At 62.5% G+C, this 19,280-nt stretch carries 15 protein-coding genes and 1 tRNA gene; all 16 read right to left on the bottom strand.

Annotation, left to right across the window (positions count from 1 at the left end):
* Positions 1–279, bottom strand: a 279-nt coding sequence (locus tag KHP16_RS28155) for a GTP-binding protein (protein WP_244836102.1), incomplete at its 3' end; no start/stop codon positions are given.
* A 78-nt stretch (positions 280–357) separates the two neighbouring features.
* Positions 358–2,469, bottom strand: coding sequence for an elongation factor G (gene fusA / locus KHP16_RS28150; RefSeq protein ID WP_109585079.1), 2,112 nt, complete (start codon positions 2,467–2,469; stop codon positions 358–360).
* A 118-nt stretch (positions 2,470–2,587) separates the two neighbouring features.
* Positions 2,588–3,058, bottom strand: a complete 471-nt coding sequence (rpsG, locus tag KHP16_RS28145; RefSeq protein WP_109585078.1) for a 30S ribosomal protein S7 — start codon at positions 3,056–3,058, stop codon at positions 2,588–2,590.
* A 219-nt stretch (positions 3,059–3,277) separates the two neighbouring features.
* Entirely contained in the window at positions 3,278–3,655 is a 378-nt protein-coding gene (rpsL, locus tag KHP16_RS28140) for a 30S ribosomal protein S12 (RefSeq protein WP_010810460.1), read from the bottom strand.
* A 317-nt stretch (positions 3,656–3,972) separates the two neighbouring features.
* The gene (gene recQ / locus KHP16_RS28135) at positions 3,973–5,823 is read right to left on the bottom strand and encodes a DNA helicase RecQ (RefSeq protein ID WP_115955553.1); all 1,851 of its coding nucleotides are present in this window, start codon (positions 5,821–5,823) and stop codon (positions 3,973–3,975) included.
* Positions 5,824–5,901: 78 nt separating this feature from the next.
* The gene (locus KHP16_RS28130; protein ID WP_211961631.1) at positions 5,902–6,297 is read right to left on the bottom strand and encodes a hypothetical protein; all 396 of its coding nucleotides are present in this window, start codon (positions 6,295–6,297) and stop codon (positions 5,902–5,904) included.
* A 173-nt stretch (positions 6,298–6,470) separates the two neighbouring features.
* Positions 6,471–10,712 carry a DNA-directed RNA polymerase subunit beta' gene (rpoC, locus tag KHP16_RS28125; protein WP_109585075.1) on the bottom strand — a complete coding sequence of 1,414 codons (4,242 nt, stop codon included), beginning with the start codon at positions 10,710–10,712 and terminating at the stop codon, positions 6,471–6,473.
* A 90-nt stretch (positions 10,713–10,802) separates the two neighbouring features.
* Entirely contained in the window at positions 10,803–14,909 is a 4,107-nt protein-coding gene (rpoB, locus tag KHP16_RS28120; RefSeq protein WP_109585074.1) for a DNA-directed RNA polymerase subunit beta, read from the bottom strand.
* Between the two features lie 434 nt (positions 14,910–15,343).
* Entirely contained in the window at positions 15,344–15,721 is a 378-nt protein-coding gene (rplL, locus tag KHP16_RS28115) for a 50S ribosomal protein L7/L12 (protein ID WP_109585073.1), read from the bottom strand.
* 67 nt (positions 15,722–15,788) lie between these two features.
* Positions 15,789–16,319, bottom strand: a complete 531-nt coding sequence (gene rplJ, locus KHP16_RS28110; protein WP_109585072.1) for a 50S ribosomal protein L10 — start codon at positions 16,317–16,319, stop codon at positions 15,789–15,791.
* Positions 16,320–16,691: 372 nt separating this feature from the next.
* Positions 16,692–17,387 carry a 50S ribosomal protein L1 gene (gene rplA / locus KHP16_RS28105; protein ID WP_109585071.1) on the bottom strand — a complete coding sequence of 232 codons (696 nt, stop codon included), beginning with the start codon at positions 17,385–17,387 and terminating at the stop codon, positions 16,692–16,694.
* Positions 17,388–17,819, bottom strand: a complete 432-nt coding sequence (gene rplK, locus KHP16_RS28100; protein WP_109585070.1) for a 50S ribosomal protein L11 — start codon at positions 17,817–17,819, stop codon at positions 17,388–17,390.
* A gap of 155 nt (positions 17,820–17,974) precedes the next feature.
* Complete coding sequence (gene nusG, locus KHP16_RS28095; RefSeq protein WP_109585069.1) at positions 17,975–18,556, bottom strand: transcription termination/antitermination protein NusG; 582 nt, start codon at positions 18,554–18,556, stop codon at positions 17,975–17,977.
* Between the two features lie 10 nt (positions 18,557–18,566).
* Entirely contained in the window at positions 18,567–18,947 is a 381-nt protein-coding gene (gene secE, locus KHP16_RS28090; RefSeq protein ID WP_109585068.1) for a preprotein translocase subunit SecE, read from the bottom strand.
* A gap of 59 nt (positions 18,948–19,006) precedes the next feature.
* Positions 19,007–19,082 (bottom strand) — tRNA-Trp (locus KHP16_RS28085).
* Positions 19,083–19,170: 88 nt separating this feature from the next.
* Positions 19,171–19,280: EF-Tu C-terminal domain-related protein (locus tag KHP16_RS28080; RefSeq protein ID WP_463054484.1), on the bottom strand; the 110-nt coding region annotated here is incomplete at its 5' end.

The raw sequence follows: 19,280 nt of genomic DNA, 5'->3' as shown, positions 1-19,280 counted from the left end.
GATCATGTTCTTCACATAGTCAGCGTGGCCCGGGCAGTCAACGTGGGCGTAGTGGCGGTTAGCCGTTTCGTATTCCACGTGCGCCGTGTTGATGGTAATACCACGTGCCTTTTCTTCCGGCGCTGCGTCGATTTCGTCGTACTTCTTTGCCGAACCGCCGAACTTCGAAGCCAGCACCGTGGCGATTGCCGCCGTCAGCGTCGTCTTGCCATGGTCAACGTGACCAATCGTGCCAACGTTCACGTGCGGCTTGGTCCGTTCGAACTTTTCCTTTGCCATTTTTCAGCTCCTAATGGAATTCAGTCTTGTCGATTCATTACGCCGCCACGCGGATCGCGCATGGCGGCAAAGCTTTTATTACTGCTTGCCCTTGGCCGTCATCACGGCTTCGGCGATGTTCTTCGGTGCTTCAGCGTAGTGCTTGAATTCCATCGTGTACGTGGCGCGGCCTTGCGTGGCCGAGCGCAGCGACGTGGAATAACCGAACATTTCCGACAGCGGGACTTCGGCCTTGATGATCTTGCCGCCGCCAACCATGTCGTCCATGCCCTGCACGATGCCGCGGCGGGACGACAGATCGCCCATCACGGTACCCGTGTAGTCTTCCGGCGTTTCCACTTCCACAGCCATCATCGGCTCCAGCAGAACCGGGCTTGCCTTGCGCATGGCTTCCTTGAAAGCCATCGAGCCAGCCATGCGGAACGCGTTTTCGTTCGAGTCCACGTCGTGGTACGAACCGAACGTCAACGTCACCTTCACGTCCACCACCGGGAAGCCCGCCAGAATACCGGACGGCAGCGTGTCCACGATACCCTTTTCGACCGCCGGGATGTATTCGCGAGGAATCACACCGCCCTTGATCGCGTCGATGAACTCGAAGCCCTTGCCCTGCTCTTGCGGTTCCAGCGTGATCACGGCGTGACCGTACTGGCCGCGGCCGCCCGACTGCTTGACGAACTTGCCTTCCACGCCTTCGGCGGTCTTGCGGATCGTCTCGCGGTAGGCCACCTGCGGCGCACCGATGTTCGCTTCCACGCCGAATTCACGCTTCATGCGGTCAACCAGAATTTCGAGGTGGAGCTCGCCCATGCCCGAAATGATGGTCTGGCCCGATTCTTCATCGGTACGCACGCGGAACGACGGATCTTCAGCGGCCAGGCGGTTCAGGGCGATGCCCATCTTTTCCTGGTCGGCCTTGGTCTTCGGCTCGACAGCCTGCGAGATCACCGGCTCCGGGAACACCATGCGCTCAAGCACGATCGGCGCAGCCGGATCGCACAGCGTGTCGCCGGTGGTGGCATCCTTCAGGCCCACCGCGGCGGCGATGTCGCCAGCCAGCACTTCCTTGATTTCTTCGCGCTGGTTCGCGTGCATCTGCAGAATACGGCCCAGACGCTCCTTCTTCTGCTTCACCGGGTTGTACACGGTGTCGCCCGAATTGATCTTGCCCGAGTAGACGCGGAAGAAGATCAGCTGGCCGACGAACGGGTCGGTCATGATCTTGAACGCCAGTGCCGAGAACTTTTCGTTGTCGTCGGCCTTGCGCTCGAGCTTCTTCTCGTCGTCGTTTTCGTCCACGCCCTTGACCGGCGGAATGTCGACCGGCGACGGCAGGAAGTCGATCACGGCGTCGAGCATACGCTGCACGCCCTTGTTCTTGAACGCGGTGCCGCACAGCATCGGCTGGATTTCGCAGGCGATGGTACGGTCACGCAGCGCCTTCACGATCTCGGCGCGGGTCAGCTCTTCGCCGCCCAGGTACTTTTCCATCAGCTCTTCGCTGGCTTCGGCGGCGGACTCGACCATCTTCTCGCGCCATTCGTCAGCGGTGTCCTTCAGCTCGGCGGGGATGTCCGTGTACTCGAACTTCACGCCCTGGCTGGCTTCGTCCCAGACGATTGCCTTCATTTCCAGCAGGTCGACCACACCCTGGAAGCCGTCTTCGGCGCCGATAGGCACCACGACCGGCACGGGGTTGGCCTTCAGGCGGGTCTTCAGCTGGTCGTAGACCTTGAAGAAGTTCGCGCCGGTACGGTCCATCTTGTTGACGAACGCCAGACGCGGCACACCGTACTTGTTGGCCTGACGCCAAACGGTTTCCGACTGCGGCTGCACGCCACCCACTGCGCAGTAGACCATGCATGCGCCGTCCAGCACGCGCATGGAACGCTCCACCTCGATGGTGAAGTCCACGTGGCCCGGGGTGTCGATGATGTTGAAGCGGTGCTCGGGGTAGTTACCGCCCATGCCCTTCCAGAAGGCGGTGGTCGCAGCGGAGGTGATCGTGATGCCACGCTCCTGCTCCTGCTCCATCCAGTCCATGGTGGCCGCGCCGTCGTGCACTTCACCGATCTTGTGATTCACACCGGTGTAGAACAGGATCCGCTCGGTCGTGGTGGTTTTACCCGCGTCAATGTGAGCCGAAATACCGATGTTACGGTAGCGCTCAATGGGAGTCTTACGAGCCACTTTAATCCTCTATTTCGTCCATGAGGCGCAGACATCTCTTCGTCTACGCCCCTAACACAAACGGGCGAGATGTGTAACGACACAGCCCGCCCGGCAACCAACAGCGTAATCGCGCGCTTTAGAAGCGGAAGTGCGAGAACGCCTTGTTGGCTTCGGCCATGCGGTGCACTTCGTCGCGCTTCTTCATCGCGCCGCCACGACCTTCCGATGCCTCGAGCAGTTCACCTGCCAGGCGCAGCGCCATCGACTTCTCGCTGCGTTTCTTCGCGGCCTCGCGCAGCCAACGCATCGCCAATGCCAGACGACGCGACGGACGAACTTCGACCGGAACCTGATAGTTGGCACCGCCAACGCGGCGGCTCTTCACTTCGACCACCGGCTTCACGTTGTTGATGGCAACGGAGAACACTTCGATGGGGGCCTTGCCTGCCTTCTTTTCGATCTGATCGAACGCGCCGTACACGATACGCTCGGCGACCGACTTCTTGCCGTCCAGCATCAGCACGTTCATGAACTTGGCAACTTCAACGTTGCCGAACTTCGGATCAGGCAGAATTTCCCGCTTGGGGACTTCACGACGACGTGGCATCTTCTTTCCTCTAGATTCAGTTGAGAGCGCGGTTCAGATTTCCGCTCTCCGGCCACCAACTAGCTTGCTTTCGCATTGGCGCAGCAAATTCGCCGGGTGACCACTTACTCGACGGCACGGCGCTAAACACTCCGTTGTACCGCCGCCTGGTGACAGCTCCATGACGCATGCGCCACAGGCCATCGCTTGTTGCTTCGGGCGTAAGCCCAGGTTGCCTGCTTAGGCAGCCTTCGGACGCTTCGCGCCGTACTTCGAACGCGCCTGCTTGCGGTCCTTCACGCCTTGCAGGTCGAGCGAGCCACGGACGATGTGGTAACGCACACCCGGCAGATCCTTCACACGGCCGCCGCGGATCAGCACGACCGAGTGTTCCTGCAGGTTGTGGCCTTCACCGCCGATGTACGAGATGACCTCGAAACCGTTGGTCAGGCGCACCTTGGCGACCTTACGCAGTGCCGAGTTCGGCTTCTTCGGCGTCGTGGTGTACACGCGGGTGCACACGCCGCGACGCTGCGGGCAGTTCTCAAGCGCGGGGCTCTTGCTCTTGACGACTTCAGAGACGCGCGGCTTGCGAACCAGTTGGTTGATAGTTGGCATTGTTCAATCCAGCTTGGTTTTACAAAAACACCCCTCCGCCGCATCAGCCGGCCGGAAGGGCACTACGAATTTTGGGCGAGAGGATTGAGCGAACGCTCGAGGGAAGGGGCTGTGAAGTGACAGACTTGCCAAAGAGCGCGAGCTCGCTCGGATCCCGCCGACTCCACCTGTAGCGACCGAACGGCCGCATTTGCACAGGCGTGGGAAATCCGAAGCCAAAAACTCGAATCTGGCACTATAGCGGTCCGCTTGACAACGGTCAAGCGTCTCTGCGGTATACCGTGACAGGTATACCGCGGGGCGTCCCTTGCGGACCGTTATCGCACCGCCCGCAGCGCTTCCAGAATGTCGTCGCCGTATCGTTCGAGCTTCGATGCGCCGATACCGGGCACCTCGGTGAGCGCGTCCAGCGTATCGGGCGCGCTGCGCGCGAGCTCGGCCAGCGTGGCGTCGTGGAAGATCACGTAGGCGGGCACGCCGTGCTCGCGCGCGGCCTTGGTGCGCCACCGGCGCAGCGCCTCCCAGTTGGCCAGCGTGTCTTCGTCCATGTCGGCTGTATGGTCTGTGCGGCTGCCGCGCGCGGCGCGGTCGCTCCCGCGGCCGGGCTTGCTGACCTGCCGCCGCAGCGTGATCGACTGCTCGCCCTTCAGCACCGCGCGCGCGGAGTCGCCCAGCAGCAGCGCGCCGTGCCCGCCGTGGTCGATCACGAGCAGGCCGTGCGCGATCAACTGGCGGAAGATCGCATGCCAGTCCGAGACGGAGCGATCGGCGCCGATGCCGAACGTGGACACCTTGTCATGGCCCCACTGCTTGACCTTCTCCGATGCATTGCCGCGCAGCACGTCGATCAGATGCGTGGCGCCGAAATGCACGCGGCTGGCCTGCGCGGTCCGGTAGACGCAGGACAGCGCCATCTGCGCCTCGCGCGTGCCGTCCCACGTCGCGGGTGGCTCGAGGCACGTATCGCAGTTGCCGCACGGCTCCGCGGCCTCGTCGAAGTACGCGAGGATCCGGACGCGCCGGCAGCCCGGCGTCTCGCACAATCCCAGCAGCGCGTCGAGCTTGGATGACGAGACGCGCTTGTGCGCGTCGTCCGCTTCGGACTCGTCGATCATCCGCTTCTGCTGCACGACGTCGCCGAGGCCATAGGCCATCCACGCGTTGGCCGGCAGTCCGTCGCGCCCGGCGCGCCCGGTTTCCTGGTAATAGCCTTCCATGCTCTTCGGCAGGTCCAGGTGCGCGACGAATCTGACGTCGGGCTTGTCGATACCCATGCCGAACGCGATGGTCGCCACCATGACGATGCCCTCTTCCTCCCGGAAGCGCGCCTGATGATGCTGGCGTACCTGCGCATCCATGCCCGCGTGATAGGCGAGCGCCTGGATGCCATGGGTCGCGAGCCAGCTCGCGGTTTCCTCGACCTTCTTGCGCGACAGGCAGTACACGATGCCGCTGTCGTGCGTTCCGCCGGCGCCCATATGCTCGGCCTTGATGAAGGCGAGCAGCTGCTGACGCGCGTTGTCCTTTTCGACGATGCGATAGCGGATATTCGGCCGGTCGAAGCTCGAGATGAATACCTGCGCTTCGTCGAGCGCAAGCCGCTCCACGATTTCGTCGCGCGTCACCGCGTCCGCCGTGGCGGTCAGCGCGATACGCGGCACACGCGGAAAGCGCTCGTGAAGGACCGACAGCTGGATGTATTCGGGACGGAAATCGTGGCCCCATTGCGACACGCAGTGCGCTTCGTCGATCGCAAACAAGCCGACGCGCGCGCGCTCGAGCAGGTCGAGGAACCGCGGCGTCATCAGACGCTCGGGCGCCACGTAGAGAATCTCGAGCCGGCCTGCCAGCAGGTCACGCTCTACCGCCGACGCCTCTGCGCTCGTCAGCGTGGAGTTGAGCACCGCCGCGTGGACACCCGCTTCGGTGAGTGCCGCCACCTGGTCCTGCATCAGGGCGATGAGCGGCGACACGACGATGCCCGTGCCATGGCCCGCGCGCTGCCGCAGCAACGCCGGAATCTGATAACACAACGACTTGCCACCGCCCGTGGGCATCAGCACGAGGCTGTCGCCGCCTTCGGCGACGTGGTCGATGATCTCCGCCTGCCGGCCGCGAAAGGCGTGGTAGCCGAAGACATCCTTGAGAATCGCCAGCGCGCGCGACATAGACAACGGAAATGCGGAAAGCCGTAAAGGCCGTAACCTTACCACTAAGCTCGGTGCCTGAAACGGACGTGTAGGTCATCAACGCGGACATGGGTTCGCGGGGGCACAGGGATAGGGCATTGCATCGCGCTGCCCACCCGCGGGTGGAAACCCTGTGTCGCTCGGCCAGCGTGCGCCGGCGGGCGGTGCCACACTGCCGCGGTCTGGCGCGGCCGCCGGCTGCAATGCCTCCCGACGCCGAAGCGCTTCCAGCTGCGCGCAATCGCCGGGCGATGCGGGCCGTCCGCTCGCGCAATCGCGCGCGATGCGATCCCGTGTGTGCGCATCGTTGAGGTTCAGCGGCGCGGTGCCGGGCGTGAGATCGAGCCATACGCGCGGCGCGACGGGCGGCGCACTCTCGGTGGGAAACGTCATCGCGCAGAGCATGGCGACACTCAGCGGCATCTGGCAGAAAAACAGCGGGGCGATGGGCACGGACGCATCCTTTACTTGCATTCGACACCCATAGCATCCGCATGCGCCCACGACGCGGAAATCGCTTTCCCGCGAAATTGGTGCAACGAGGCCGTGCAACGAGGGCAAAAAAAAGCCCGGCCAAGAGGCCGGGCTTCGATGCATCGCCATCACAGGGATGGCGGGGTGAGGGCTCAGACTGCGTCGCCGTCGCCTTCGGTCGCTTGCACAACCGGCGGCTCGATGAAGAGCGATTGCTCTTCGTCCGAGATCGCCTGTGCGCGTTCGCGCTCGGCCGCCTCGCGCGCCTTGCGGGCACGGTGGTAGGCCAGGCCGGTACCGGCGGGGATCAGACGACCCACAATCACGTTTTCCTTCAGACCACGCAGGTCGTCGGTCTTGCCCATGATCGCGGCTTCCGTCAGCACGCGCGTCGTTTCCTGGAACGATGCCGCCGAGATGAAGCTGTCCGTGGACAGCGACGCCTTGGTGATACCGAGCAGCAGGTTTTCGTACGTGGCCGGACGCTTGCCATCGGCGATCACGCGATCGTTTTCGTCGAGCAGTTCCGAACGCTCCACCTGTTCACCCGGGATGAACTTGGTGTCGCCCACGTCCACGATCTGAACACGGCGCAGCATCTGACGCACGATCACTTCGATGTGCTTGTCGTTGATCTTCACGCCCTGCAGACGGTACACGTCCTGCACTTCGTCGACGATGTAGTGCGCCAGTTCCTCGATGCCCTTCAGGCGCAGAATGTCGTGCGGGTCCGCCGGACCTTCCACGATCATTTCGCCCTTGTTCACCACCTGGCCATCGTGCACCAGCACCTGCTTTTCCTTGGCGATCAGGAACTCGTGCGCATTGCCGTCGAGGTCCGTGATGACCAGTCGCTGCTTGCCCTTGGTGTCCTTGCCGAACGACGTCGTACCGGTGACTTCCGCCAGCACGGCGGCATCCTTCGGCGAACGCGCTTCGAACAACTCGGCCACACGCGGCAGACCACCGGTAATGTCGCGGGTCTTCTGCGACTCGGTCGGGATACGCGCGAGCACTTCACCCACGTGCACCTGTTGACCGTCCTTCACGGTGATCAGTGCGCCAACCTGGAAGCCGATGGTCACGGAGTGGTCCGTGCCCGGGATCTTCACTTCCTGGTTGTTCGCGTCCAGCAGCTTCACCTGCGGGCGCAGACCCTTCGTCGCGGCGGTGCGGCGCTTGGCGTCGATGACGACCAGCGTCGACAGGCCCGTCACTTCGTCCATCTGCTTCGCAACGGTCACGCCTTCCTCGACGTTCTCGAACTTGATGGTGCCCGAGTACTCCGAGACGATCGGACGCGTCAGCGCATCCCACGTGGCCAGCTGCGTACCGGCCTTGATCGACTGACCGTCCTGCACCAGCAGCGTGGCGCCGTACGGGATCTTGTGACGCTCGCGCTCGCGGCCATGGTCGTCCGTGATCAGCGTCTCGCCCGAACGGGAGATCACGATCAGTTCGCCCTTGGCGTTGGTCACGTAGCGCATGGTCGCCGTGAAGCGGACCGTACCGGTCGCCTTGGCTTCCACGCTCGAGGCCACTGCCGCACGCGATGCCGCGCCACCGATGTGGAACGTACGCATGGTCAGCTGGGTACCCGGTTCACCGATCGACTGGGCGGCAATCACACCCACCGCTTCGCCGGAGTTCACGAGCACGCCGCGGCCCAGATCGCGGCCGTAGCACTTCGCGCACAGACCGTAGCGCGTGTCGCACGACAGCGGCGTGCGCACCTTCACTTCGTCCACGCCCAGGCTGTCGATCAGGTCCACCAGATCTTCGTCGAGCAGCGTGCCCGTCTCGATCGCGGTTTCCTGCGTTTCCGGGTTCACCACGTCCGACACCGTCACGCGGCCGAGGATACGGTCGCGCAGGGCTTCGATGACTTCACCGCCTTCGACCAGCGCCTTCATTGCCACGCCGTTCGACGTACCGCAATCGTCTTCCACCACGACCAGATCCTGCGTCACGTCGACCAGACGACGGGTCAGGTAACCCGAGTTCGCGGTCTTCAGTGCCGTATCGGCCAGGCCCTTACGCGCGCCGTGGGTCGAGATGAAGTACTGGAGAACGTTCAGGCCTTCACGGAAGTTCGCCGTAATCGGCGTTTCGATGATCGAGCCATCCGGCTTGGCCATCAGGCCACGCATGCCAGCCAGCTGACGGATCTGCGCAGCGGAACCACGCGCACCCGAGTCGGCCATCATGTAGATCGAGTTGAACGATTCCTGCTTGACGGTCTTGCCCTCGCGGTCAACCACGTCTTCGTGCTGGAGCTGCTCCATCATCGCCTTGCCCACCTGGTCGCCGGCGGCGCCCCAGATGTCCACGACGTTGTTGTAACGCTCCTGGTCCGTCACCAGACCCGACATGTACTGCTTGTCGTATTCCTTCACCTTGGCGGCCGCTTCGGAGATGATCTTCTCCTTCTGCGGCGGCACCAGCATGTCGTCGATCGCGATCGAGATACCGGCGCGCGTGGCCAGGCGGAAGCCCGACTGCAGCAGCTTGTCCGCGAAGATCACCGTTTCACGCAGACCGCACTTGCGGAATGCGGTGTTGATCAGGCGCGAGATCTCCTTCTTCTTCAGCGGCTTGTTCAGCACCGAGAACGGCAGGCCCTTCGGCAGGATCTCGGACAGGATCGCGCGGCCGACCGTCGTGGCCTGCAGCGTGATCTTCGGCGCAAAGCGGGCATCGCCCTGCGCGTCCTTGTCCACGAGGTCGTACTCGACGATACGCACGTTCACGCGGGAAGCCAGTTCGACTTCCTTGTTCTCGTACGCACGCAGCACTTCGCTGACGTCGGCGAACGTCATGCCTTCGCCCTTGCCGTTGATCTTGTCGCGGGTCGTGTAGTACAGACCCAGCACCACGTCCTGCGACGGCACGATCGACGGATCGCCGTTGGCCGGGAACAGCACGTTGTTCGACGCCAGCATCAGCGTGCGCGCTTCCATCTGCGCTTCCAGCGACAGCGGCACGTGAACGGCCATCTGGTCACCGTCGAAGTCGGCGTTGAACGCCGCGCAGACGAGCGGGTGCAGCTGAATGGCCTTGCCTTCGATCAGCACGGGCTCGAATGCCTGGATACCCAGACGGTGCAGCGTCGGCGCGCGGTTCAGCATCACCGGATGCTCGCGGATCACCTCTTCGAGGATGTCCCACACCACCGGCGTCTGGCTTTCCACTTCCTTCTTCGCCGCCTTGATCGTGGTGGCGATGCCCATCGTTTCCAGCTTGTGGAAGATGAACGGCTTGAACAGTTCCAGCGCCATCAGCTTGGGCAGACCGCACTGATGCAGCTTGAGCGTCGGCCCCACCACGATGACCGAACGGCCCGAGTAGTCCACGCGCTTGCCCAGCAGGTTCTGACGGAAACGGCCGCCCTTACCCTTGATCATTTCGGCGAGCGACTTCAGCGGACGCTTGTTGGCGCCCGTCATCGCCTTGCCGCGACGGCCGTTGTCCAGCAGCGAGTCGACGGCTTCCTGCAGCATGCGCTTTTCGTTGCGCACGATGATTTCAGGCGCCTTCAGCTCGAGCAGACGCTTCAACCGGTTGTTACGGTTGATCACGCGGCGGTACAGGTCGTTCAGGTCCGAGGTCGCGAAGCGGCCACCATCCAGCGGCACCAGCGGGCGCAGCTCGGGCGGCAGCACCGGCAGCACTTCGAGGATCATCCACTCGGGCTTGATGCCCGAACGCTGGAAGGCCTCGAGCACCTTCAGGCGCTTGGCAAACTTCTTGATCTTGGCTTCCGAACCCGTGGCCTGCAGTTCGGCGCGGATCTGTTCGATCTGCTTCTCGATGTCGATACCGCGCAGCAGTTCACGGATGCCCTCGGCACCCATCATTGCCACGAACTCGCCCTCGCCGTACTCGTCGCACTTCGCGATGTAGTCGTCCTCGGACATGATCTGGCTCTTCTTGAGCGGGGTCATGCCGGGCTCGAGCACCACGAACGCTTCGAAATACAGCACGCGCTCGATGTCGCGCAGCGTCATGTCGAGCACCATGCCCAGACGCGACGGCAGCGACTTCAGGAACCAGATGTGCGCGGTCGGCGCAGCCAGTTCGATGTGGCCCATGCGCTCACGGCGAACCTTGGCGAGCGTCACTTCCACGCCGCACTTCTCGCAGATCACGCCACGGTGCTTCAGGCGCTTGTACTTGCCGCACAGGCACTCGTAGTCCTTGATCGGCCCAAAGATCTTGGCGCAGAACAGACCGTCGCGTTCGGGCTTGAACGTGCGGTAGTTGATCGTTTCCGGCTTCTTCACTTCACCGTACGACCACGAACGGATCTTCTCGGGCGAGGCGAGACCGATCTTGATCGCGTCGAACTGCTCTTCCTGCTGTACCTGCTTAAAGAGATCGAGCAATGCTTTCATTGCAACTCCTTGTTTCGCCACCCTCCCGGACCTTGTCCGAAGGGGTGGCATTCATCCTGTGAGAAATCCTGCTTAGCCGGGGTGCCGCGATCAGTAGCGATCGAGGTCGATGTCGATACCCAGCGAGCGGATTTCCTTCACCAGCACGTTGAACGATTCCGGCATGCCGGCGTCGATCGAGTGCTCGCCCTTGACGATGTTCTCGTACACCTTGGTACGGCCGTTCACGTCATCGGACTTGACCGTCAGCATTTCCTGCAGCACGTACGACGCGCCGTAGGCTTCCAGTGCCCACACTTCCATCTCACCGAAACGCTGGCCACCGAACTGCGCCTTGCCGCCCAGCGGTTGCTGCGTCACCAGCGAGTACGGACCCGTCGAACGCGCGTGCATCTTGTCATCGACCAGGTGGTGCAGCTTCAGCATGTGCATCACACCCAGCGTGACCGGACGCTCGAACGCTTCGCCGGTACGGCCATCGTGCAGCGTGACCTGCTGCTTGGAGGCGGTCAGACCCTTCTCCTTGGCGATGTCGTCCGGGTAAGCGAGATCCAGCATGCGGCGGATTTCGTCTTCGTGCGCACCATCGAACACCGGCGTCGCGAACGGCACGCCCTTCTTCAGGTTCGTGGCCAGCTCGAGCACTTCCGCGTCGGACAGGCTGTCCAGGTCTTCCGCCTTGCCGCTCTCGTTGTAGATCTGAGCGAGCAGCTTGCGCAGTTCCTGAGCCTTCACCTGTGCCTTCAGCATGTTGCCGATGCGCTCGCCCAGACCGCGCGCGGCCCAGCCGAGGTGGGTTTCCAGAATCTGGCCCACGTTCATCCGCGACGGCACGCCCAGCGGGTTCAGCACGATGTCGGCCGGCGTACCGTCCGCCATGTACGGCATGTCTTCGATCGGCGTGATCTTCGACACGACACCCTTGTTACCGTGACGGCCTGCCATCTTGTCGCCAGGCTGCAGGCGGCGCTTGACGGCCAGATACACCTTGACCATCTTGATCACGCCCGGCGGCAGTTCGTCGCCCTGGGTGAGCTTCTTCCGCTTTTCTTCGAACGCGAGGTCGAACTCGTGGCGCTTCTGCTCGATGGCTTCCTTGACGGCTTCCAGCTGCGCAGCAACTTCCTCGTCCGCCGGGCGGATGTCGAACCAGTGGTACTTGTCCAGATCGGCCAGGTACTCGCGGGTCAGCTTCGCGCCCTTCGCCAGCTTCTTCGGACCGCCGTTGACGGTCTTGTCGAGCAGCAGACGCTCCAGACGCTGGAATGCATCGCCTTCCACGATACGCAGCTGATCGTTCAGGTCCAGGCGGTAGCGCTTCAGTTCATCGTCGATGATCGACTGGGCGCGCTTGTCGCGCGTCACGCCTTCACGCGTGAAGACCTGGACGTCGATGACGATGCCGCTCATGCCCGACGGCACGCGCAGCGAAGTGTCCTTCACGTCCGACGCCTTCTCGCCGAAGATCGCGCGCAGCAGCTTCTCTTCCGGCGTCAGCTGGGTTTCGCCCTTCGGCGTCACCTTGCCGACCAGCACGTCGCCGGCTTCCACTTCGGCGCCGATGTACGTGATGCCCGATTCGTCCAGACGCGCGAGTTGCGCTTCGGCGAGGTTCGAGATATCGCGCGTGATTTCTTCCGGTCCCAGCTTCGTGTCACGGGCGACGACCGACAGTTCCTCGATGTGGATCGAGGTGTAGCGGTCTTCGGCCACCACGCGTTCGGAGATCAAGATCGAATCTTCGAAGTTGTAGCCGTTCCACGGCATGAACGCCACCAGCATGTTCTGGCCGAGCGCCAGTTCGCCGAGGTCGGTCGAGGCACCGTCGGCCACCACGTCGCCGCGGGCCACAATGTCGCCCACCTTGACCATCGGACGCTGGTTGATGTTCGTGTTCTGGTTCGAACGCGTGTACTTGATCAGGTTGTAGATGTCCACGCCGACTTCACCGGCCACGGCTTCGTCGTCGTTCACACGGATCACGATACGCATCGCATCGACGTAGTCGACCACGCCACCGCGCATCGCCTGAACCGCGGTGCCCGAGTCGACGGCCACGGTACGTTCGATGCCGGTACCCACGAGCGGCTTGTCCGGACGCAGGCAAGGCACGGCCTGACGCTGCATGTTCGCGCCCATCAGTGCACGGTTTGCATCGTCGTGCTCGAGGAACGGCACCAGCGAGGCGGCGGCCGACACGATCTGCGACGGCGCCACGTCGATGTACTGCACGCGGTCCGGCGTCACCATACGGGTTTCACGCTCGGAACCTTCACGCGCGGACACCAGTTCGTCGATCAGGTTGCCGTCGGCATCGACCGTCGCGTTGGCCTGGGCCACCACGTACTTGCCTTCCTCGATGGCCGACAGGTAATCCACCTGGTCGGTCAGCTTGCTGTCCACGACCTTGCGATACGGCGTCTCGAGGAAGCCATACTCGTTCAGGCGCGCATACAGTGCGAGCGAGTTGATCAGACCGATGTTCGGACCTTCCGGCGTTTCGATCGGGCACACGCGGCCATAGTGGGTCGGGTGCACGTCGCGGACTTCAAAGCCCGCGCGCTCGCGCGTCAGACCGCCCGGGCCCAGTGCGGAAACACGGCGCTTGTGCGTGATTTCCGACAGCGGGTTGGTTTGGTCCATGAACTGCGACAGCTGCGACGAACCGAAGAACTCGCGAATCGCCGACGAGATCGGCTTCGAGTTGATCAGGTCGTGCGGCATCAGGTTTTCCGTCTCGGCCTGGCCCAGACGTTCCTTGACCGCACGCTCCACGCGGGACAGACCGGCGCGGAACTGGTTTTCGGCCAGTTCGCCCACGCAACGCACACGACGATTGCCCAGGTGATCGATGTCATCGACCTCGCCCTTGCCGTTACGCAGGTTCACCAGGATCTTGATCGTCTCGAGGATGTCCTCGTCCTGCAGCACCATGCTGCCCTCGCCGCTCGGGCGCGACAGACGGCTGTTGACCTTCATGCGGCCAACGCGCGACAGGTCGTACGACTCTTCGCTATAGAACAGGCGCTGGAACAGCGCTTCCACGGCTTCCTCGGTGGGCGGCTCGCCCGGGCGCATCATGCGATAGATCGCGATACGCGCGGCCGTCTGGTCCACGGTCTCGTCCACGCGCAGCGTCTGCGACATGTACGGGCCCTGATCAAGGTCGTTCGTGTACAGCGTCTGGATTTCCTTGACGCCGGCTTCGCGCAGGTTCTCGAGCAGCGTCTCGGTCAGCTCGTCGTTGGCGTTGGCGATCACCTCGCCCGTGTCGGGGTCGACGATGTTCTTCGCCAGCACGCGACCGAGCAGATAGTCTTCCGGCACGCTGATGAGCTTGGTGCCAGCCGAGTCGAGGTCGCGAATGTGCTTCGCGTTGATACGCTTATCCTTCTCGACGACCACGCGGCCGTTCTTGTCGACGATGTCGAAGCGCGCGACTTCACCGCGCAGACGCTCGGGCACGAACTCCAGCTGCGCGCCTTCCGACTGCAGGGTGAAGTTGTCGAACACGAAGAAGTGCGCGAGGATCTGTTCGGGCGTCAGGCCGATCGACTTCAGCAGGATCGTCACCGGCATCTTGCGGCGGCGGTCGACGCGGAAGTACAGGATGTCCTTGGGATCGAATTCGAAGTCCAGCCACGAGCCGCGGTACGGGATGATCCGTGCCGAGAACAGCAGCTTGCCCGAGCTGTGCGTCTTGCCCTTGTCGTGCTCGAAGAACACGCCCGGCGAACGGTGCAGCTGAGACACGATGACACGCTCGGTGCCATTGATCACGAACGAGCCGGTCGAGGTCATGAGCGGAATTTCGCCCATGTACACTTCCTGCTCCTTCACTTCCTTCACTTTGCCCGGGTTCTCGCGATCGTTGATGATCAGGCGAACCTTGGCGCGGAGCGCCGAGTGGAACGTCAGGCCACGCTGCTGGCATTCCTTGACGTCGAACGGCGGGTTGGACAGGTGATACGAAACGAATTCCATACGGGCAAGCCCGTTATGGGACGAAATGGGGAAGATCGCGTTGAAAGCGGCTTGCAACCCCTCGCTCTTGCGGCGCGCGGCAGCGGTATCCGCTTGCAGGAACTGGGTGTAGGATTCAATCTGTGTGGCAAGCAGGAATGGAACCTGATGAACCGTCGCGCGCTTCGCAAACGATTTGCGAATGCGCTTCTTTTCGGTGAAGCTGTACGCCATGGGATCTCCGAATCATCGCAGGGCAGGTGGACCTGTCCTACCCTGAGGTGTTCAGCGACTGGGAGGGGATTTGGCGGTTGGCCGCTACCAACCTCTGGCTGACGGTGTCCGCACGCTGCGGGCGGTGTGGTCATTGCATCGGCGCAACGCCTGTACTCGCCCGGGGGACACCCGACCAAACTTGTCTTCTGCAGTCGGTTCAGAAGACAAACATCAGCAACCACCTAGTGTGCCACTGATGTTTGGCTTCTGCTGAGGCAAGATCGATTGCTCATCGTTCATTGCCATCGCAGTACCTGCTACGTCACTTCTACGTCGCCATACGTCGCTCCGGGTGCGGCATCAAACACACCCCACAGAAGCGCAAAAAGGCTGGCGCCGGGAATTTCCCTTTGCCAGCCCTGACCGCGTGCCGGAGGGCACGCGCATACCACTTACTTGACTTCGACCTTCGCGCCAGCGTCTTCCAGCTTCTTCTTGGCTTCGTCGGCAGCAGCCTTGTCCACGCCTTCCTTGACGGGCTTCGGTGCGCCATCGACCAGGTCCTTGGCTTCCTTCAGGCCCAGACCGGTGATTTCGCGAACGGCCTTGATCACGCCAACCTTGTTTGCGCCCACTTCGGCCAGAACAACGTTGAACTCGGTCTTTTCTTCAGCAGCGGCAGCGCCACCACCAGCGCCCGGAGCGGCGGCAACAGCCATCGCAGCGGCGGACACGCCAAACTTCTCTTCGAACGCCTTGACCAGGTCGTTCAGTTCCATCACGGACATCGCGCCTACGGCTTCGAGGATGTCGTCTTTGGTGATTGCCATTTGGAATTACTCCTAGATGTGATTCGGTATCGGTATTGCGATCTGTCTACGCGAGACGACGCGAAGCTCAGGCTGCGTCCGCAGGAGCCGCTTCGGCTTCCGCAGGTGCGCCTTCTGCCTTCTTGGCAGCCACTGCAGCCAGCAGACGGGCGAAGCCCGACACCGGTGCCTGCATGACGCCAAGCAGCTGAGCCAGCAGTTGGTCGCGGCTCGGGATCGAAGCCAGCGCCTTCACGGCGGTAGCATCGAGGACCTTGCCGTCGAACGAACCTGCACGCAGAACCAGCTTATCGTTGGTCTTGGCAAAGTCGTTCAGAACCTTGGCCGGGGCCACTGCATCTGCGGAAATACCGTAGATGAGCGGACCGGTCATCTGCTCTGCGAGGCCAGCGAACGGCGTACCTTCCACAGCGCGGCGAGCCAGCGTGTTCTTCAGAACGCGCAGGTACACACCTTGCTGGCGGGCGGTAGCACGCAGCTTGGTCAGATCGCCAACCGTAATGCCGCGATATTCGGCGACGACGATGGTCTGGGCGGCGGCGACCTGCGCCGATACCTCAGCAACGACGGCCTTCTTATCTTCAATATTGAGTGGCACGGTTAAGCTCCAAAACGATGCGGTGTCGAATCCATGACCCGACGTCACGCATCAGTCCAAACGAACGGCGTCCGATTGAACCGAATCACCCGGTTGCCCGGATACTTCAATCCCTTCGGGTTCGCCATCTGCGCTGGCTGGCAGGCATTGCCTGCCGATTAAGTCCCCGTGGCCAGACTGCGCCCGCGGACACCAGCGGTCTTTGATAACCAGCGGCGCCATCCCAGCGCTCGACGCGCGGCAACGACTCCACTGCCCAAAGCCTTGACTCCAATCCATTCGGATCCGGAGCCGATCCCGCCCGACGGCGAGATCTTCAATTCTTGCCGCCAACCGGCGTTATCGGGTCCGGTTGACGATGGCCAACAGCGCTTAGGCTGCCAGCGAAGCCTGATCCACGCGCACGCCAACGCCCATCGTGGACGAGACGGCGATCTTGCGCAGGTACACGCCCTTGCTCGTAGCCGGCTTGGCCTTCACCAGCGCGTCCAGCAGCGCGGCGAGGTTGCTCTTGAGCGCGGTGTCTTCGAACGAACGACGACCGATGGTGGCGTGGATGATACCGGCCTTGTCCACACGGAACTGAACCTGACCGGCCTTGGCGTTCTTCACAGCCTGGGCCACGTCCGGGGTCACCGTGCCGACCTTCGGGTTCGGCATCAGGCCGCGCGGGCCAAGAATCTGACCCAGCGTACCAACGATACGCATCGTGTCCGGCGAAGCGATCACGACGTCGAAGTTCAGGTTACCGGCCTTCACTTGCTCGGCCAGGTCTTCCATGCCGACCACGTCAGCGCCAGCGTCCTTGGCGGCTTGTGCCTTATCGCCTTGCGCGAACACTGCCACGCGCACGGACTTGCCGGTACCAGCCGGCAGCACCACGGAACCGCGAACCACCTGGTCCGACTTCTTTGCATCGATGCCCAGTTGCACGGCCACGTCGATCGACTCGTCGAACTTGGCGGTAGCAGCACCCTTCACCAGGCCCAGGGCCTCGTCGATCGCGTAGAACTTGGTACGCTCGATCTTCGCCTTGTTGGCGGCGACGCGCTTCGAAACCTTAGCCATTTACAGACCCTCCACGGTGATGCCCATCGAACGTGCCGAGCCGGCGATCGTACGAACGGCTGCGTCCAGATCGGCAGCGGTCAGATCGGCGTTCTTGGCCTTGGCGATTTCTTCAGCCTGGGCGCGGGTGATCTTGCCCACCTTGTCGGTGTGCGGCTTCGGCGAGCCCTTGGTCACGCCGGCTGCCTTCTTGATCAGCACGGTCGCGGGGGGCGACTTCATCACGAACGTGAAGCTCTTGTCGGCGAAGGCGGTAATCACCACCGGCACCGGCAGACCAGGTTCCATGCCCTGAGTCTGGGCGTTGAACGCCTTGCAGAACTCCATGATGTTCAGACCACGCTGACCCAGTGCGGGACCAACGGGCGGGGAGGGATTCGCCTTACCAGCCGGAATTTGCAGCTTGATAAAGCCAACGATCTTCTTGGCCATCTCTACTCCATACGGACCTTCCGTTCACGGAAGCATCCAGTTGAGTCATAACGCGCTGTCGCCACGCATGGCGTGACCTCACGCTCCTCTTTGGATCCGGCGTTTCGCCGGATCGTCCCTTCGCTTCCCTTACGGGTCGCGCCGGGCAAAGCTCTTTACACCTTCTCGACCTGACCGAACTCGAGCTCGACCGGCGTTGCGCGTCCGAAGATCGTGACCGAGACCCGCAGACGCGACTTCTCGTAGTTCACTTCCTCGACGTTGCCGTTGAAGTCGGTGAACGGGCCGTCCTTGACGCGCACCATTTCGCCCACTTCGAACAGCGTCTTGGGACGCGGCTTCTCGACCCCTTCCTGCATCTGGGTCATGATCTTGTCGACTTCCCGCTGGGAAATCGGGCTTGGGCGATTACGCGCCCCGCCCACGAAACCGGTCACCTTGCTCGTGTTCTTCACCAGGTGCCACGTTTCGTCGGTCATTTCCATTTCCACGAGCACGTAGCCCGGGAAGAAACGACGCTCGGTCACCGACTTGTGACCGCCCTTGATCTCGACGACTTCTTCCGACGGCACGAGGATGCGACCGAACTTGTCCTGCATCTCCGCGCGGTCGATGCGCTCCTGCAGCGCGCGCTGCACGCTCTTTTCCATGCCGGAATAAGCATGCACGACATACCAGCGCTTCTTCGACGAAGGCGATTCGGCGGCGGTGGTTTCCTGCTGGGCGTTATCCGTCATGTGCTATCTCTTATTTCCAGCCAAGAACGAGCGAGAAGATCACCCATTCGATCAGCTTGTCTGCCGACCACAGGAACAGCGCCATGACCACGACGAAGGCGAATACCAACCCCGTCATCTGGCCTGCTTCCTTGCGCGTCGGCCATACGACCTTGCGAACTTCCCGATACGATTCCTTGGCGAATCCAACGAAGTCCTTGCCCGGCGCGGACACCAGGGCGACGACTACGCCGAGCGCGAGCCCGACGAACAGCGCTGCACCACGCACGTAGGCCGGTTGCTGCGCAAGCACGTAGAAACCGATGACTCCGGCAACCACCAGGAGCACCGCCACCGCGAGCAGCCACTTGCCGCTCGAGGCACCTACGGTTTCGACATTGGGATTGGCCATGTTTCGCAAACGAGACTAAGCCGCGTCGCGATTGCTCCTCGCGACGCGGCTGATTGAATTGGCAGGGGCAGAGGGAATCGAACCCCCAACCTTCGGTTTTGGAGACCGACGCTCTGCCAGTTGAGCTATACCCCTAAAACAACTTCGGGGTCCCCATTTGGTGAACCCCTCTGGCAAACGAACGCGGCCGGTTGGTGCCGCGCTCGCCAGTGATGCTTACAACTTAGTCGAGGATCTTTGCCACGACGCCGGCGCCGACGGTACGGCCGCCTTCGCGGATAGCGAAGCGCAGACCTTCTTCCATGGCGATCGGGGCGATCAGCTTGACCGTGA

It is taken from the genome of Cupriavidus plantarum (genome assembly GCF_905397285.1).
Lineage (GTDB): Bacteria > Pseudomonadota > Gammaproteobacteria > Burkholderiales > Burkholderiaceae > Cupriavidus > Cupriavidus plantarum.
Note: the sequence above shows the minus strand (reverse complement) of the source record. Positions and strands in the feature narration are given on the sequence as shown.

What these genes read in the sequence shown, in the direction of transcription:
- rplK (WP_109585070.1), bottom strand. Translation starts at nt 17,819, where the DNA reads ATGGCCAAGAAGATCGTTGGCTTTATCAAGCTGCAAATTCCGGCTGGT.
- rpoC (WP_109585075.1), bottom strand. Translation starts at nt 10,712, where the DNA reads ATGAAAGCATTGCTCGATCTCTTTAAGCAGGTACAGCAGGAAGAGCAG.
- rpoB (WP_109585074.1), bottom strand. Translation starts at nt 14,909, where the DNA reads ATGGCGTACAGCTTCACCGAAAAGAAGCGCATTCGCAAATCGTTTGCG.
- rpsG (WP_109585078.1), bottom strand. Translation starts at nt 3,058, where the DNA reads ATGCCACGTCGTCGTGAAGTCCCCAAGCGGGAAATTCTGCCTGATCCG.
- rplL (WP_109585073.1), bottom strand. Translation starts at nt 15,721, where the DNA reads ATGGCAATCACCAAAGACGACATCCTCGAAGCCGTAGGCGCGATGTCC.
- nusG (WP_109585069.1), bottom strand. Translation starts at nt 18,556, where the DNA reads ATGACGGATAACGCCCAGCAGGAAACCACCGCCGCCGAATCGCCTTCG.
- recQ (WP_115955553.1), bottom strand. Translation starts at nt 5,823, where the DNA reads ATGTCGCGCGCGCTGGCGATTCTCAAGGATGTCTTCGGCTACCACGCC.
- rpsL (WP_010810460.1), bottom strand. Translation starts at nt 3,655, where the DNA reads ATGCCAACTATCAACCAACTGGTTCGCAAGCCGCGCGTCTCTGAAGTC.
- secE (WP_109585068.1), bottom strand. Translation starts at nt 18,947, where the DNA reads ATGGCCAATCCCAATGTCGAAACCGTAGGTGCCTCGAGCGGCAAGTGG.
- rplA (WP_109585071.1), bottom strand. Translation starts at nt 17,387, where the DNA reads ATGGCTAAGGTTTCGAAGCGCGTCGCCGCCAACAAGGCGAAGATCGAG.